Source organism: Pseudoalteromonas sp. APC 3893, from assembly GCF_030408095.1.
GTDB lineage: Bacteria > Pseudomonadota > Gammaproteobacteria > Enterobacterales > Alteromonadaceae > Pseudoalteromonas.
On record NZ_JASDCD010000012.1, the window covers coordinates 20339 to 38560 of the forward strand.

The window sequence follows — 18222 nt, forward strand, 5'->3', positions numbered from 1 at the left end:
TTTCTCTACTTCAACAATTAAATTTTCCTGCAAGTAAGGGCTATACATTTCTAGGAAAAATTTCTAGGAAAAAGAATTACTTTGCTGATCGCCAGCATGTAACTGACATTAACATCACTGCAATCAGCCCATAAGGTAAGCCATTATCGATGCTATAAACACCAGTCCCAACAATAGGGCCTACAACAATTCCCAGCCCTTGCGCCGCTGAGATTGTTCCAGCAGCGGCTCCTTGCTCATGATTTTCAACTGAATTGGCAGCCAATGCCGAGACCGATGGAAAAACCCATCCCATGCCAAAACCCGCCACGCCATAGCTAAACCAAAGCACAAGTGGTGTCGAGGAAAAAATCGTACAGCTAAATCCGGCTGCGGCAATGATCCCCCCACATTTAATTAATCGCTGCGGCTGCCAGTCAAGCTTTCGTAATACAATTTGTGCAACTATCAATGTTACACCAACAATAGCCAGTGCAATCCCTGCAGTGCGCGCCGTATTTGCAGGCTCAAGCAATAATCGATCGAGAGCAAAAAAACCAACCGTGATCTGCGCAACCGCAACACTAAATGCTGCAACAAAGGCCACTCTTACTGGCCAGCGTAAGCGTATATCGTTTAATTTTAGTGAGTTACCGTCCGGCTTTACGTGGTGTTCTCGCCTTGGCAATACACGCCAAATTACAATCAATGCAATGGCGGGTAAAACAGCCGTGATGTATAAAGGAATACTTAAGCTATAAGGACCAATAAGACCGGCAAAACTTGGGCCTATAACCATACCTGCGCCACTTGAGGCCCCGATCCCAGCCATCGCGGCAGCTCGCTGTTTGGGCGGTATATGATCTGCCACTAATGCGGCGCTGGTCGAGGGCACCGCAGCATAGAATATCCCTGCTATACCCCGTCCTATCACAATGCCTATAAATGCGAGTATTTGCACCATTGCCGTTTGCATCGCAAAATCAATAAACAAAGCCAATAACGCATAGCTAATAACAAACCCAGCAAGCCCAAAGAGCATCACTGGTCGACGGCCTTTACGGTCGCTTAGCTTCCCCCAAAACCGAGCCATTGCAACCCAAGCAATACCAGCCACAGTCATTGCCGTGCCAAGCTGCCATGCTTCAAGCCCGATAACCCGTGCAATAGGTGCAGCCAAAGCCGCAAAAGCCATTAGCGCCATAGTACAAACAAAAGTTTCGAACATAAGCGGTTTCAGACTAAATGGAGCATCCGTTGTTGCTACAGTTTCATTGTTAACTAGATTACTCATCCTCTGCCCTTATGATTGAGGTTACTCCACATTTTTTATGCTGCCCCCCGCCTTCAGAGCACATCGTTTTAAGGTGGTTATCGTCAACTGAACGTTCATAGCCAATTGCAGTATGAAATAAATAAGCACCGTCGTGATTTACATCACCATCAAATAATATTTCAGGGGTATATTCTTGCGTACGGATACCAGAACCGCGTATCAACAAATCGTTAGTTGCCTCTTGGGCTTGCCAACCACCTTGCGCCCACACCCAGCTCAAAATTGTTATTTCAGTAGCGCTATCATTTGTTTTGATAACCACGTCACTGCTCCTTGGTGCACCCAGTAATTCATCGAGCGATCCAGAGCCAACCGATAGAGCTAGGCGCTGTAACAGTGTAGATGAATGGAGTCCCACATCGAGTGCGGTTAGTATAGAGCTTGGTGAGCGTTGCTCAAGGGCTCCCCAATTATCTAGAGATAATGCGGCATAAAGTCCCAACCAGCGGCTATCTGCGTCCACAACTTGCGTAATAGGCTTATCGATTGTCGCAAACTCTTCTGCCAGCTGCTCTGCTGCGCGTTTTCGAATTTCCATCGCGGCTGTAAAACCGCTATATTCCTCAACGCAACGTAACGCAGTCCATCCCGCAACTCCTTCTAATAACCAACGCGCTCCAGCTTCATTTCTGAGCTCTCCCCGTTTGCTAACAACTGCTCGCGCTAATGCCGTCGCTATTTTGTATTGACGCTGCCATGCGCCTCGCCCTGTACCATCGCTGTGCCAAGCAATGTCTTCCGGCGTCCATAATACGCCAGCGTATAAGGCGATATCTCCTGACTTGCGTGGTGCTTGAATTACCTGCTCAATCTCCAATACAGTGCCTAGCTGGGCTGCAATACATTGGTTCATTGCCATTAATTCTTTAGCAAAATCATCAAGTTGAGGCTGGCGCGCTTCGCCAATTAAAAATTTCATCGAAAATAGCTGCTGTTCTGATAGCTGCTCACGGTGCCACACTGAAGCAAACGCTAACACACCGTCTGTACTACCGTCATCTGTTACGATGTATTCACCATTATTCTGCTCAATAGCAATAGACCAGCTCCAGTTGCCAATAGGAGCAACTCCTTGCAGTGAGCTTAATGCGGCAGCGCTAGGTAAAGTGGGCAATTGGGCTGATAACCCTAAACGTGCGCGATCACCAATAGAGCGCACTAAGCGATCTGGGTCGTGACCAAGTTTTGGTAAAATATCTTGGCTACGCAACCAAATACTAGCAGCATCAAGCCACGGTGCTGATTCTGTTTGCCATCCTTGAGCACCTATATTCAACTTAAGTGTTAACGTACAAGGTGTATCGCACTCTGCTGCTACTGCAAAGTGACTATCATCTGCTACAAACTCTACTGGTGCCCCAGATTTACTTGCACTTACTAGCGAAGTGCCATGTGGTAAAATACCATGAAGAGTAACAGCCTTAAGGTTATCAATACGCCAGCTTACTTTTCCCACTCCCTGAGATGGGTTGAGGCGTACAGCAATATCACCGCCACTAATGGAAAAAGGCGACGCTTTAGCCCACCAGTGCTTTTCCCAATTACCATCATCTTTTAGGACGTTAGACGATGATTCATATCCCCCTAGCTCAACAAATTGCGTATTGAGTACATTGGCGCATAAAACTATCAAGCTCAACGCGATAGCGAGCGTTAAACCACCATAACCCCAAATGCGTCTTCGAGCAGCATGGATACGATCTCGCAGTGTCAACGCGGTGCCACGTCGCCAGATTATCCAACTTCCTGCAAATAGCACTAAAGCAAGTGCTAATTTTAAGCTAGCAAGTGCCAAAATCATTGCAATCCATGGAGACCAACCTGTCAACTCAGAGGGGAAGGCATGGATAGGTGTGCCAATTGCCGCTGGTGTATATTGCACTAACTCAACTTCATGATTAACGATGGCGATAAAAGCCGCGAGTATAGAGACCACATAAGCTGTGCCTGCTCGCTGAAAAATAGCATGTGCAAGTACTGCAATTGCACATAACTCAGCTAATGCAGGAAACACGGTTAGCAAGACATATGCAAATGGGTAGCTAATGTTAAGTGCATGCGGTGCGGCGATCCCTGTCATTATCAATGATGCGATAGCAGGTATCAGGCATAATAAAGCTGTTAGCCCAAGAGCGGCAAAAAAACGGGCTAGTAGTCTTATTCCTAGCGGCACTGGCGATGTATCTAACCATTCAATAAAGCCTTCACAATCATCGCGGCGCATTAATGCACCAACAAACCCAACAACAACAAAAACGATAAAGACAAAAAAGAAGCCAACCATAAAATAAATAAGCGCTTGAGGCGTGGGAACGAGCGGGCCATCAATATGACCAATAGAGTTCACCCAAGCGGCTGCTACGCCGATCGCGGTGAGTAATAATAAAGCAAGGCGCAAACCAAAGCTTTGCAAAGAAACCTTTAAATGCCAAGCAGACTCGACTGCCAGTGTACGCAGCCAATTAGGACTGTTAATTGCACCAGCTGGCTTTGCTGAGTGAACAGCATAAGATGCGGTTTTATGTGCTTTTAAACGCGGTGCATGCTCCATAGCTAAGTGCTCTCGACGTAAGCGCAACATGAGAATAGCCCCAATTACGACACCAATAAATAGCCACAGTCCGCGATTAAGTAACAACCTATCTGTAAAGCCAATAATAGCGACTTTTTTTTCAGCTGGGGTCCAAGTAAGTGCCTGCCGTTCTGCTTCAACATACGCGGAGGGATCAATAATTGATGCAAGCATTGGGCTTACACCTCCTTCGTGTAATACCACCAAGGAAATCATCCAAATTAAGCTCAATATTGCTGCTGTCGCAAAAGCGCCGGTATTAGAGCGCGTCAGTGCAGCACCAGCTAAGAACAACACCCCCGTCGCAAATGCACTGGGTACAGTGAATACAACCAGTGACAATAGTGCAGCCGACCAAGGCACTGGGCCAACAGCATCGGGTGGTAGCGCACCAATAGTAACCAGTAAAGGTGCCATCAGTAATCCGGCACAAATTGAAGAGCCTAGAAAAACAGCAACCACAAGTGCACCACTAAACCGTGCTGCAAGTAGCAAGCGCAAAGAAATAGGACTACTAAGCACAACTTCATGTAATTCAGCACTCCGATCTCTCACTACGATCTGTGCAAAAATCCAAGCCCAAGCAAAAAACAACCACAAACTTTGGCCTGACACCATTAAGTAAATCACATGGGGGCTGTTACGATAGATGTCTACCGCCCCCATGCTGCGCATGTAATCAGCATTGAGTAAGAAAATCAGCATATAGGCGCTCAGACCAAAGAACACAATTGGCGTGATCAGACTAGTCAACCCTTGCTTAGCCTCATAGGCGGCTTCTTTGAAGAAGAAGCTGACGCGCGAATGACTCATCACACCTCCTCAACTTGCGCAGCGCGCAATGCATGATAATACACATCTTCAAGACGAGGAGTCCGCTCGCTGTAACCTTGCTGTGCAATACCAGAAATGACCACCCGAGTGCCGTACGGTGTTGCCGTTGCATGTAATGCATCATCAGGGATTGTTTGGTCGCGTGGAACTTCTCTTTGCCAAATCTGACCTTTAAGGTTACCTTTGAGACTATCCGGTGTGCCAGCAGCGACAATTCGACCTTTCGCCATAATAGATAAGCGCGTGCAAAGATTCTCAATATCTTCAACAATGTGAGTCGACAACAGCACAACAGCATCACTGCCAATCTCAGCAAGAATACGATGAAATCGACTTCGTTCAGCAGGATCCAAACCAGCCGTTGGCTCATCAACTATCAATAAACGAGGCTTACCGATTAGCGCAACTGCAATACCAAAGCGACGTAGCATACCACCAGAGTATGTTGCTACAGCTCGATGTGCGTCGCGCTCCAAGTTAACCCGAGTCAAGAGGTATTCAACTTCCTGTTTACGTATCTTTTTATCAGTTCGTCCCTTTAGCCAAGCGAAACGCTCAAGCAAGTCACGCCCAGATACGTTCGGATAAGCACCAATCTGTTGCGGTAAATAGCCTAACTTAAAACGCAAACTGTCAGGATCAGCTAAAGCGTCGATACCGTCTAATGTAATTGAACCTGAATCAGGCTGTTGAAGTGATGCTAAAGTGCGCATCAGCGTACTTTTCCCCGCTCCATTTGGCCCAAGTAATCCATATAGTCCGGGTGTAACTTCAAGGTCGACACCATTTAGCGCACTTACGCCCCCTTTGTAGCTTTTTCTAAGTCCTTTAACAACTAGACCACGCTCACTCATTTCTTGATTACTCATTTTTGTTTACTCATCCGTTTTTCAACTCTACGAAAGTACGCATTAACAAAGTTCTGCCACGTTGCTTGCTGCTTTTACTTTGGGCTGCGTCACTTTGACCTACTTACCAATCAAACTGAAAACCAACACCCAGTGTGCGAGGTTCCCCAACACTGCCATAAGCACCTGCAAGACCAAAATCCCTGCCATCTTGGACAAAAATTTCATAATCATCATCGAGTAAATTGTTACCCCAAATATACGCTCTCCAGTTGTCTTGCTGATAGCCTAAACGACCACTCAAGAGCTTACGGTTACCAATTTCAGTGACCTCTGGTGCATCAATCCTAGAGTAGGTATCACCGGTGTAGCTAAAAGTCATTGATGTAAAAAAGCCATTGTCATTTTGATAAAGGCCGCCTAGATTTGCAGTAAAATCAGGCGCTTGAGGAAAAGACATACCCGCAAGGTCGCTCCCCTTTGTTACAAACTCTTCGAATTCAGTATGAATGAAGCCCAAATTTGCAAATAGATTTAGATCTGCGGTAGCTTGCCATTCAGCTTCAAATTCAGCACCACTCACTTTAGACTTACCAGCATTGACCACAGCATCATCAAACCCAGCTAATCCACCAGGTAAAGTCATAGTGACTTGTTGATCTGACCAATCAAAGTAGAAGAGATTGGCATTTAACCGTAACTTTCCATCAAGTAGTTGGTTTCGCAAAAATAGCTCATAATTATCGATGAACTCCTCATCATATGGCGTCGCCTCACCTAAGAACATCGCAAAAGAAATTCCTCCAGCTTGAAAACCGCGACTGTAGCTGGCACCGATCCGAGTATCATCACTTATGTCATAAGCGATGGTTAATGAAGGAATAAGTTGATTGAAGGATTCGGATGCAGACTGATCGCTGACAAAACCGCTGTCTTTAAAATCTTTTGTGCTACGTTCCTCTCGATTAAGCCGAGCACCCAGTTTGACTTCCCAATCATCAATAGGCTGCCAATTTAATTGAGCAAATAAGGCCTGCTGTTCAATGTTTTCTGTGCTCTGTACGGTATTGTTAAACGGGACTACCCCGCCTTGACCATCAGGAAAAACACCTGCACCTGTGAAACCGTTGTCATACTCACCATCTGAGTAAAATAAACCAACTAACCCAGAAATACGCTTTCCTTCGTAATGCAAACGAAGCTCTTGGCTTAGCAATTTCTCGTTCATAAATCCGTCTACACCTAACAAATCATAGGCTGTGTGATCACCTTCGAAACGCTGATCAACAGAAAATTTATTGAACCCAGTAACAGAGGTAAAGCGTAAGTTTTCACTTACTTGCCAATTTGCTTCGAGCGATAAAAGATCAAAGCTTGAAGGAAAGTCTCCTTCAATATTGTAAGATTGTTTACGATCAAAAATATCGCCCTCAGGTAATGCATAAACAAATGGTGTGGCGTTGGTGTCTGAATTATTATGTAAATAGGTCAGATCAAAAACTAACTCCTCATCACCGAGTGGCTGCCAACGCAGCGCTAAACGAATTGTTTCTTCGTCCTCATTTTGAACATCTTCGCGACCTGTCGTGATGTTGATTACATCTCCATCTGATTGACGAGTCTCTAGTACCAAACGCGCAGCTAATGTATCTTCAGCCAGAACAAGGTTTTGCATCAATGCCAGTCGCTTAGTATCGTACTGCCCAACTTCAGCACGAACCGAGCCTTCATAACCAAAAAAATCAGGCCGATTATAGTTTATATATACAGAACCAATCAGTGCATTAGGCCCTTGTAATGAAGACTGCGGCCCACGTAAAACCTCTGCAGAGGTGGCATCAAAAAGCGAGGGTTTTACATAGTTGCCTGCAGATACCCCCATAGCCACTTGGTTAATAAGTATTGATGCCAACGCATTAGAACGATTCAAAGAACCCGCTATGCCATCTGTATTAACACCACGAATACTGTATGCACCCGAGATAGCGCTGCCAGCAGAAACATTTGCAGTACGGTCAAAGACATCTTCTACGTTGTAGATAACCTGATCTTTTATTTGTTCTTCGCCAAAATAGCCAACGCTTGTTGCTATTTCTTGGCGGGTTTCTCCCATTTTACTCCCCACCACAACAATTTTTTCTAACTCATTAGATTCGGGTTTAATAAAAGGCACAGCTTGCTCTAGCAAAAACGTACCAGATGTTGTTTGGGTAATTCTCAGCCCATTATTGGCGGTTAATTGCATTAAAGCTTGTTGGGCGGTTAACTTATCTGAAATGGCTGAGCTTTTGTACTGACTGATGTTGTCAACTTGCACGATAACTTGTTGCTCAGTAACTACTGTAAAGTCACGGAGTGCTTTTATTAGCGGTTGAGCCTGAATTTCAAAATGAAAGGTAAGGTTATCGCCAATAGAGTCTTGGCTTAAGGCGGTGGGTGTAGCGGTTAAAGCTGAAATCAGTGCCAAAATGCACCATAAATTGACACGATGTTTTTTATTTCGGTATTCCATGCATACCATGCTTAATGTCTCCATTGAATATTAGACGCCAATGACAAATTTCATTGGCTCTTAGTGAAGGAGACACTAAAACAGCTTATACCCGTAAAAATAAATCAATAAATTCAAACTCGTTTTTAGAATGGCCGCTCTGGGGGAAGTGAACGTAATACTAGCGTATTCCGTCCTTGAACTTTTCCAGTCAAGCGATAACCTTGCATGATAGCTCGCAAAGCTTCATCGCCTTTATTTAATACAAAGGTGCCTGAGACTAGTCTATCGGCCTCATAAATAAAACGGGTGTCTAGCTCAAAGGACGTATATGACTGCAGCACCTCAAGCGCCTCTATCAACGGTCGCTGCTCAAAAACAATGATCCCATCACGCCAAGCACCAATTTCCGCGAGTGTTCGAGTTTTAATGTCACCAAGTTCACCTGATGTAATACGAATCACATCATTTTTTGCCAAGCGTGCCATTACCTGAGCTTTTTCTGAGTTAACACCGACAGCCCCTTTAAGAACTTCTATTTCTACAGCCTGCTCATCCAGTTTGTGAAAAACAAATTGGGTACCTAATACCCTTGCCTCGACCTGTTCGCTAACAACAGAAAAGGGTCTGTTAGGATCCGAAACCACACTAAATAAAGCTTTGCCGCTGACTAAAGCCACTTGTCGCTTTGCGTCTGTCATTGAAACCTCAAGTTCGGTGTTCCAATCAAGCCAAACCTCTGTTCCATCTTCTAGCGTTACTTTGCGTTGCTCTGCCCAACCAGTTTGATAGCGCTGCGATGTATTGACTGGATTAGGTTTTTCTATCGTTTGAACAATCTTAGTTTGAGGTACTTTTGGGCTGCTAAAATCTAAACCCAAAAATACAAATATAATGCAAACCATTGCAGCAACAGCAGTAGGTAGCAGCCGAGCTGGTGTTTCAGATAACCGTTCTAATTGAATTTGAGTAGTCAGTTTAAACTTATCGAATAGCGAAAGAGGTGCATTTTCAACCAGCCCTAGCAACGCCCAGTTAGCTTCAGCCTGCGTAGCTGCATCTTCATGTAATACTGACTGTTTACGCCAAATATTTAGTTGAGATTGACTATTTGGGTCATTGTAAGCCGCAGCCACTAGGTTATACGCTTCACGCTGTAGGCGCTTGTCGGTATCTTGATTATTCACAGCTTCTTCCTCAGTTAAAGTGTTGCGATTTAACCACAGAGTGCTTTGACCGCCCTGTTATTATAGAACACCCTTCACGTGCAAAAAACCGTAATATTTACTCATAAAGACACGAAAAGCAGAGAGAAAGTGCTTTTTTTACATGTTTTTCCACAGTGGAAAGACTCACTCCCATTTGCTCGGCAATATCTTTTTGGTTAATACCATGAAGCCGATACATAATAAAAATTTGACGAGTCAGTACAGGTAAGCTCTGAATAATTTGCTCAACTTTTTTTACATTTTCTGTAGATTCAATAATGCTCTCAGGGCTACGTTCATCCCACTCCTCCATTATCGGTGCTACTAATACGTTTAATTCAGCTCGAGTGCGCTCAGAACGCTGTAAATTAAACGCAGCATTTTTCACCGCTCGATATAAGAATGCCCGTACATCTTTAATTGGAGGATCGGGATCCCGGCGCAGCAAGTTCTCTGCAACAGATTGGAATATATCAGCAGCCGTGTCGGCACAGCCTACCCGCTTGGTCAAAAAGCGGTTAACTTCTCGTCGATACCCTTCGATTGAGCGAGTGAGATTTTCGGCATGAAGCTTCAAGGATTTTTTATTTTTTACCGATAAATACATGCTAAATTCTTAATAAAAGGTTGTTGAACAAAATACTTATGACTAAAACGATAAAAACAAATGATGCTCAATGTTTCCCAAAACACTACCACGAATGAAAACTATTCTCAATAAAGCCGATATTTATCATTCTGTATAATAAAAATATTACTTGGGTGACTGTAAAGCCCCTTTACGCAGTTACATAGCCTATGCATTCCACAGTTGTGTATAGTATCCATCACGTGATAACAAACAATGATGACCGCCCGACTCCACTACTTTGCCATCTTTAAGTACAATAATATTATCAGCGTTTACAATGCTTGAAAGTCGATGGGCTACTGTGATCACGGTGCGGTTTTGTAAAAGGTTACTCATTGCTTGGACGATTTCTGTTTGGGTGATGGGATCTAGCGAAGCTGTAGCTTCATCTAATAATATTATAGGCGCATCTTTTAAGAGCGCTCTGGCAATTGCAATGCGCTGTCTTTGACCACCCGATAATAGTAAACCACTATCACCCACTCGCGCATTCATTCCTTCTGGCTGCTGATTTATAAAATCCAAACAGTTTGCCAACTTGCATGCTTGCATTACTTCTTCATCGCTCGCGCTTGGGGAACCGATGCGTATGTTTTCTGCAATGCTAGCATCTATCAACTGAATATCTTGAAACACCATGCTGACTAACTGATGTACGCCTTTAGAGCCAATCTCATTAAGATCTATCCCACCAATTTTTATTCGACCTGAGTTTGGCTCAAAAAAACGGGCGCATAAATTTAGTAAAGTAGACTTACCACTACCAGAAGCGCCGACAATTGCCGTTGTAGATCCTTGCTTGACACAAAAGTTAACACCGTCTATCACTTTGTTATCCTTGTAATAAAACGATATATTCTCAAGCTCGATGTCAAAGTTTAATGGTATTTTCACGGTTGTAGGCTCCACTAGTACAGGCTCATTTAGAATAGACTCTAATTTGTGCTCAGACTGTATAGCAATGCGTAAAACGCGAAGGTGCTCGGCAACCTCAAAAAGGGGTTCTAGTATTTTAACCATCAGCAACGCAAATAATATACTGGTAAAATCTATGCCTGACTGTTGCTCAGGTAAGGTCACAGCCAAGAGAATTACAAACACAGTGAGCGCCATGTTAAGCACCACTCGGTACGTGAGTACGGGTCCTGCCCCCCACATTTCAACTTGCAAACTATGCTGTTTTGTTTGCTCTAATTGAGTGGCAATATGGGCCAATCTGGCCTTGGTTTGATCATATAATTTGAGGGTTTTTAAGGCTTCAATATAATCTGTAATACAGCTTGCAGTCTGACGATACGAGCTTCGCTTAGCGCTGGCTACATGGATAAATTTTTGCTTTGTGATTTGCATGACTAAAAATGCCAAAGGCAATAGTAGCAATATAGCCATCGCATAGACGGGGTTAACAAAAAATAGCACGCTAATGCCAATCACAGGTGTCATTAAAGCTGAAATTAAATCAGGCGTAGTATGGGAGAATATACTCTCAATTTTCTTAATGTCTTCAGTGAGAATTTCTAGAAATTCGCCGCTACGGGCTCGTTGCAGATGCCCAAGTGGCAACTGTCTAACATGGTTAATCAATTTAATACGATACGTATGAACAATACGATAACTGCCAACAAAGCTTTGGTATTGACCAATGTAGGCGCAAATCAGTTGCGCTAAAAAACACCCCGCTAAAGCCAGCAAATAATCCACCGGCGTTGCCAACCAAAGCCAATAATGCTCTGACATTTCGAACTGCTGTTGTAGCCAGTAAAAACTTAGCAATAGCGGTAAAATGGCTATGCAACGCTCCAAGATACGAAAAACAATCCCTGTATAAAAGCGCCATTTTCCAGCACTGGCATGCCTTATCACACGGCCAATAGTTAATAATGCGTGTTTGTTCATTTAAATCTCGTAGCTAATTAGTTATAAATCTAGCGGGTCTTTCAACGTACTTTGCTGATCGGCTTCACTTTGTTGAAGTTGCCAACTGTGGCGATAATATTCGCAGCTAGCCAATAGAGTGTCATGACTCCCTTGTGAGGCAATTCTTCCCTCATTCAAGACAAAGATCTGACTGGTATTTTCAAGGGCTAAATATTTATGCGTGATCACTAAAAAAGTAGTATTTGGGTAATGCAGCTGTAATGCATGATAAAAATTCGCCTGAGTCACGTTATCCATAGCTGCTGTGGCTTCATCCAACATTACTAATGGAGTGTTACTCACTAACGCACGAGCGATGGCAATACGTTGTTTTTCACCCCCGGATACATTTTGCCCACGCACTTGTATTTGCGTTTGTAGCCCATTTGGCAATTGCGCAAGCCACGTTTCTAGCTGAGCGGCGACAACAGCTCGCTCTAAATCTTCGGCGCTAACACCTGTGCGGCCAAACAAAATATTGTCACGCAACGTGCCCTCAAACAAATAACACTCTTGTGTCACAACGCTTATTAGCTGTGCGCGAGTGCTATCGGGGAGTAATGAAACCTCTTTTGCATATAACAGCACTTTGCCCGCCGATGGAGATAACAAACCACAAGCCAACATTGCAACAGTGGATTTACCGTGACCTGATGCCCCCACTACCACATTTAATGAATTAGGGACTAATTTAAGGTTAACCCCATTAATAACTTGCTGAGATTGATAGCTAAAATTGACATTTTCAAACTGCATTAGCATACGTTTTTTATCAATAGGGCCGTGTTTCAGTTTGGCCGGATGGGCTAAATAAAGCGGTGCGATGCGCCTAACGCCTGCGAGCAGTTCATTAGCTTCCATAAAAAACCGACTGACTTTTATAATGGAGCTAAGCATACCAAGTGCTAATAACACACTTAAAATGATCTGCTCAATATTCACTGTTTGTGTACTGTGTAACGCAATAGCAGTAGGAAGTAAGAAAACAAAAGAAGCACCAAGTAAAGCAGTGTAAAGTGTCCAACCTGGCACCGTTTGGCTAGTAAGACTTAATACCAGTTTATGGTATCGATCAAGTTTTCGATTTAAAACGTTAAAATGCTTACTGTCTAGGTTATACAGCTTCATCACCGGCATGTTTTTAACATAGTCATTCAATGTCGAGGTTAAATCCTCAGATACTTGACTAAAATGCTGATATTGACTGGCCGTTTTATACATAAACAAGCCACTGGTCAAAAATGCCAGCGGCACTAGAGCTACAGCGCTTAATGCAAGCCGCCAGTCGATAAAAGCTATCAACGTAAATACTATTATAGGCGTAAGCATTGCATTGAACAGCTCGACACTTTGATGGGCTATAAAGTTTTCAATATGCTCCACATCTTGCAAAATATTTTGCTTTAAAACTCCCGGGTTTTGTTTATTAAGCCAGGTCAATGGCAAATATGCTAGTTGAGTTACGAGCTTCATTCTTACTTCAGTCAACGCTTTAAAAGCAACTTGATGACTGAAATAGTAAGCACCGATTGAAAGTCCCGTTTTTAATAAAATCGCGGCACACATACCCGCTGCAATCCATAGCAATAGCCCAACCGAGCTCGAAAGTGGGTTCAATAATGTTTGTATTGCAACAAAGAGCAAATACAGCGGCACAAGCTCAGCGAAGGTGACAATGGCCATTAAACTCAAAGCTATCAACATTTTGCCTTTATAAGGTGAGCAGATCGAAAAAATAATAGACCAGGGACGATAACTGTCTTCACCCTCAGATGACTCAACCCCCACAAGCTTGCTCCTTAAAATGCGCTACATAGCGACGATAGAAAAGAGCTAAGCCTACTGCAGTTAACTTGCTTCCTCTCCCCGCATCCGTTATGTAGCCCCCAAATCGGAAGTAACGGGTACAACCCTTATAAAATATCGTTTTGGGGGATCAGAAAACCGATTGGGGGAGTCATCAGCCATCAATCTAACGCCTAATAAAATCGCTACAATTTAAAATAAACAACAGAGTCAATAACATGGAATTAGAAATTCGAGATGTATCAAAAATATATGCAAATGGTGTGCATGCACTTAAGAACGTCAATTTAACTATTGAAAAAGGCATGTTTGGCCTTCTTGGCCCTAATGGTGCAGGCAAAAGCAGTATTATGCGCACTATTGCCACATTGCAAACACCTGACAGCGGCGAAATTCGCTTTGCTGGGCAAAATATTTTTACTAATCCTACTGAGTTTCGTCGCCAGTTAGGCTATTTGCCACAGGATTTTGGTGTTTACGCGGATGCATCGGCGACGACTATGTTGGATTACTTTGCTCGTTTAAAAGGCATTAAAAATAACAAAGAGCGCAAAAATAGAATTGACGAATTATTGCAGCTGGTTAATCTCACTGAACATTGCCATAAGGCAGTCGATACCTATTCAGGTGGTATGCGTCAGCGCTTTGGTATCGCACAAGTTTTATTAACCAACCCTAAAGTCATTATTGTTGATGAACCAACGGCGGGACTAGACCCTGCTGAGCGCAATCGCTTTTACAGTATTTTGCAGCAACTTACCGACAACGCTATTGTGATCCTATCCACACATATCGTGAGCGATGTGACTGATTTATGTGGTGATATGGGTATCCTCAACAGGGGTAGTATATTAGCACGCGGCAAGCCCGATGCCCTCGTCGAATCCATCGAACGAAAGATTTGGCGTAAAACAGTAGCACGAGAAGAGTTAAAACAGCTTCGCAATAATCACAAAGTGATATCAACACGCATCATCAAAGGCGATATACAAGCCACGATTCAAAGCGACACAGTCCCTGCTGATAACTTTACGCAAAGCACCGCGGACCTTGAAGACTTTTACTTCAGCTACGTCCCAGAACTAGCGGTTTAAGGATCTGTACATGTTTATTACCAGTTTTTTATTTGAGCTTAAATATCGATTACGCTCTGTAGCGACATGGGCCTGTTTGCTCGCCATGATCGTTATGGGGTACCGAGAAATGTTAGGTGGTGAATGGGATACCTTGATGCAAAGTGGCAGAGTCGCTCGCAATTCTCCGTATGCTATTTACTATCTATTTATGTATTACACATTTTGGGCTGCCACCGTCGGCAGTGCCCTAGTAATACCCACACTACTTAGAGATTTGAATTCAAAAACGGCAGATTATTTGTATAGTTTTGATATTAATAGTAAGCACTATTTTATCGGTAAATACTTAGCGTGTTTAGTGGTCGTACTATTGGTGATGAGTTCTGTTGTCATCGCCATGGTGACCTTACCTGTGGTGTCAAACCTCTTTGGGCTTTACCCTTCTAGCGACTTCATAGCGACCTCGTGGCCGCATATTTTCCACGCGATACTACTTTGGGTACTCCCTGCTTGTATTGTTTATACTGCAATCCCTTTTGCGCTCACGGCACTTACAGGGCGCGCGACACCCGCTTATGCTGCGATGATGATAGCGGTAGGTTCTTTTGTGCTGATCACCGCCTTATTTGGTGATGGAGCTCCCCAAGCTCCTTGGCTACAAATTGTCGACCCGCTAGGTAAAGTCACCGTTGAAGGGCAAATTTTTTACTGGACGGCTGAGCAAAGAATGACTCAATTTTTGGGCCTAAATAGCGTTTTACTCTGTAATCGCCTACTCTATTTAACGCTTGCTGTTGCCCTTCTGGCATTTGCCTGGTGGCGCTTTGACTTAGCAGCATTTAGAACAAGTAACGGGCAAAAATCATCAACCAAGGCAATTACAACTGATCAACAACACCAGCCCAGTACAGGTAAGCTAAACATGACTGCGCTGACGATGATAAGTAATGACGCTATTACTTATTGGCTTAAATTCAGTGTCCGTACTGGGTATCTTCAAGCACGCCAAATCATTACCAATAAAGCGTTTTATTTTTCAATGTTAACTCTATCTTTGATGCTGATCATCGCAGGGTTAAGCTATCGTCTACCGGGCATAGAAGGCAGCGCGGTCATTTTACCAAAAACCCACACCTTGCTCCCTGTGTTAATTTACCCGAGTTTAATTTTTACTATGCTAGCCGCTGCCTTTTTCGTTGTTGATCAATGCCACAAAGACCATCAGCTGAATACCGCACAGCTTGTTGCTGTGTGCCCTACACCTGACTGGCAAGCCCCTTTGAGTCATATTATCAGCGCAATTATTATTGCCTTTGTATTAATGCTGGTGCCAATATCAGGTTTGCTGGGCACTCAATTTATCCAAGGCTACGTCGATCCTGACTGGCAAAGCTTATGGCATTTGAGCTTTATTGTATTACTGCCATTAATGCTGGCTTATGTCTTTATTGCCATCATCAGTTATGGCCTGTTGCAGTCTAAAATTGCCGCACAAGTGCTCGCGGTGATGCTGTGTATTTCGCCGGCTATATTCAATGAAACCAACGCGGTAGAAAACTTTATGTTGCTATGGGCATGGCCGTCAATAGCGCAATTGTCTGAAATTGCTTCAATGGAACAGTTTATTACCAGAGACCTTAATCTTATGATCTACTGGTTAAGCTTTTATTGTGTTTTACTGGTGTTTGTCAGCTGGCTGTGGCCAAGAGGTATGATTACGCCATTTAAAGAAAGAATGGCAGCACTGCCACAAAAAATCGCACCACGGTCACTGGCTATTATGCTATTGGCGACAACAACCTTTGTTTATCAAGCGCATGCTATTTATCAAGCGATGATTATCAATGGTCAGTTTGAAACACAAGCTGATGGCTATGCAAAGCAAGTAGAGTATGAGCAGCAATATCGTCAATTTAATACTCAGCCGCAGCCTAAAATTAGTCATGCTGAGGTTGCTTTGACGCTTCATCCACATAAGCGAGCACTTGACTACAAGGCTAATTTAACGCTTATAAACCCAAACAAAACCCCAATAAAGCAGCTACTACTGAACACCGATGACTTTACTCGTATTAATAACATCAGCACTGAGGGGAAAGCACTTTCAGCGCAGCAAACAGATGAAGCGCATCACGTTTCGCTATGGGATCTCAATATTGCGCCTGAACAAAATACCCTGCTAAGTATTGCAGCCTCTGTCCAATATCAAGGCTACCGCAATATTGCAACTCACTACCTTGGCAAAATCAGTAAAGATGCCAGCTACATTGATACAGATTTTTGGCCCACTATTGGGTTTGAAAAAAATAAAGTAATCAATGACAGCGCGCTTCGCAACAAGCACGAACTTAACCCGTTATCTATTGATGCTGTGAGTCAATCTACTGCATCCGAGGTATATCAACACAATGATGCGGACTTAATAACTTACACGTTGCAAATCGAAGCGCCAAATGACCAAGTTGTTGTCGCACCAGGAGAGCTAATTAGCCATCAAGCATTAGGTCAGCGCCACCTCTATGACTATGAGACAACCACGGCCAGTTACTGGAAGCCGGCCATTGTGAGTGCAAAATATCAAACCCGTGAAACATCGTGGGTAAGCGCTAAAACAGCGCAGGAAATATCGATAGAACTATTTTACATCAACGCTGATGACGTCATTCTGGATACGATACTACAACACGCAAAACATGCTCTTGAGCAAGGTGAATTGGTGTTTGGCAGCTACCCTTATACCAGCTTAAAAATTGCTGCGCTACCGCAAGGTATGGGGAAGCAAACAGTGAGTGCAAATTTAGTGCTTATTCCTGAAATGTCTGCTTGGCAACATAATTACTCTCAGCCGTCGAATATTGACTCAGTGGGTTACACATTGCATCACGCAGTTGCACAAGTTTGGTGGCAAAACATTGCAATTGCTAACTCAGCGGGTTACCCACTGTTATCTGAAGGGGTGCCAAGCTGGTTCGCATTAAGCAAATCAGGGCTTAATAGCAAAGCAAGACAACAACTGCTTGCCACTATCACCGATGATTATTTACTTGCACGTACCAAAGAATCAGGTGTTGAAAAAAATGCACTTCGGTTGACACTTCAGCCTTATGCCAAGAGTAAAGCACAGGTTGCCATTTACACTGCATCGCAACTCATTGGTGATAAACACTTTAGTAATATTATTAACAATATGGTGGTTAATTATCATGCACAGCAAGGCGCACAGTTTTTATCGGCAGAACTGCTATATCAGCAAATCTCCCAAACCCTAAAGCACACTCAATACAAAAAGCAACTAGATGGTTTATTCACTGAAAATGGGGCTTTGTTTGATATTGCTTACAGCAATAATACCAGCGAACTGTAAACCCCCATTACAGATGGTTAAAGCCTAATACTTTAACCATCTTTAAAAACCCGTATAGAGGGATAATCGCCGTTTGCGGGTAGTAGCTACAACCCCTTACAGACACAATAACGACAATAAAAATAGGGCCCCACTATTGCAGAGCAACCAAATCAAAAAT

General features: G+C 43.5%; 10 protein-coding genes. 2 read left to right on the plus strand and 8 right to left on the minus strand.

Translation table 11 applies throughout. The features are described 5' to 3' along the window. Positions 1-76: 76 nt before the first annotated feature. The 8 genes from QMA12_RS13890 to QMA12_RS13925 form a co-directional block, all read right to left on the minus strand. A complete protein-coding gene (locus QMA12_RS13890) occupies positions 77-1273 on the minus strand; it encodes an MFS transporter (protein WP_290210365.1) in 1197 nt (398 codons plus the stop codon). Continuing rightward, positions 1266-4700 (minus strand): hypothetical protein, encoded by a 3435-nt coding sequence (locus tag QMA12_RS13895; protein WP_290210366.1) that lies wholly within the window; start codon positions 4698-4700, stop codon positions 1266-1268. Before QMA12_RS13895 ends, QMA12_RS13890 begins: the two co-directional genes overlap by 8 nt. Further along, entirely contained in the window at positions 4700-5590 is an 891-nt protein-coding gene (locus QMA12_RS13900; RefSeq protein WP_290210367.1) for an ABC transporter ATP-binding protein, read from the minus strand. Before QMA12_RS13900 ends, QMA12_RS13895 begins: the two co-directional genes overlap by 1 nt. Positions 5591-5693: 103 nt before the next feature. Further along, positions 5694-8036: a TonB-dependent receptor gene (locus tag QMA12_RS13905; protein ID WP_290210368.1), complete on the minus strand. Its 2343-nt coding sequence runs from the start codon at positions 8034-8036 to the stop codon at positions 5694-5696. Positions 8037-8206: 170 nt separating this feature from the next. After that, on the minus strand, positions 8207-9247 hold the full coding sequence (locus QMA12_RS13910; protein WP_290210369.1) for a FecR domain-containing protein: 1041 nt from the start codon (positions 9245-9247) through the stop codon (positions 8207-8209). 97 nt (positions 9248-9344) lie between these two features. After that, positions 9345-9875, minus strand: a complete 531-nt coding sequence (locus tag QMA12_RS13915) for a sigma-70 family RNA polymerase sigma factor (protein ID WP_290210370.1) — start codon at positions 9873-9875, stop codon at positions 9345-9347. A 189-nt stretch (positions 9876-10064) separates the two neighbouring features. Beyond that, the gene (locus tag QMA12_RS13920) at positions 10065-11795 is read right to left on the minus strand and encodes an ABC transporter ATP-binding protein (protein WP_290210371.1); all 1731 of its coding nucleotides are present in this window, start codon (positions 11793-11795) and stop codon (positions 10065-10067) included. A gap of 21 nt (positions 11796-11816) precedes the next feature. Continuing rightward, a complete protein-coding gene (locus QMA12_RS13925; protein WP_290210372.1) occupies positions 11817-13604 on the minus strand; it encodes an ABC transporter ATP-binding protein in 1788 nt (595 codons plus the stop codon). A 236-nt stretch (positions 13605-13840) separates the two neighbouring features. Between QMA12_RS13925 and QMA12_RS13930 the strand changes: the two genes are divergently transcribed. Both QMA12_RS13930 and QMA12_RS13935 read left to right on the plus strand, forming a co-directional pair. Continuing rightward, positions 13841-14716 (plus strand): ABC transporter ATP-binding protein, encoded by an 876-nt coding sequence (locus tag QMA12_RS13930; protein WP_290210373.1) that lies wholly within the window; start codon positions 13841-13843, stop codon positions 14714-14716. A gap of 10 nt (positions 14717-14726) precedes the next feature. Next, a complete protein-coding gene (locus QMA12_RS13935) occupies positions 14727-18062 on the plus strand; it encodes a hypothetical protein (RefSeq protein WP_290210374.1) in 3336 nt (1111 codons plus the stop codon). Positions 18063-18222: the final 160 nt, after the last annotated feature.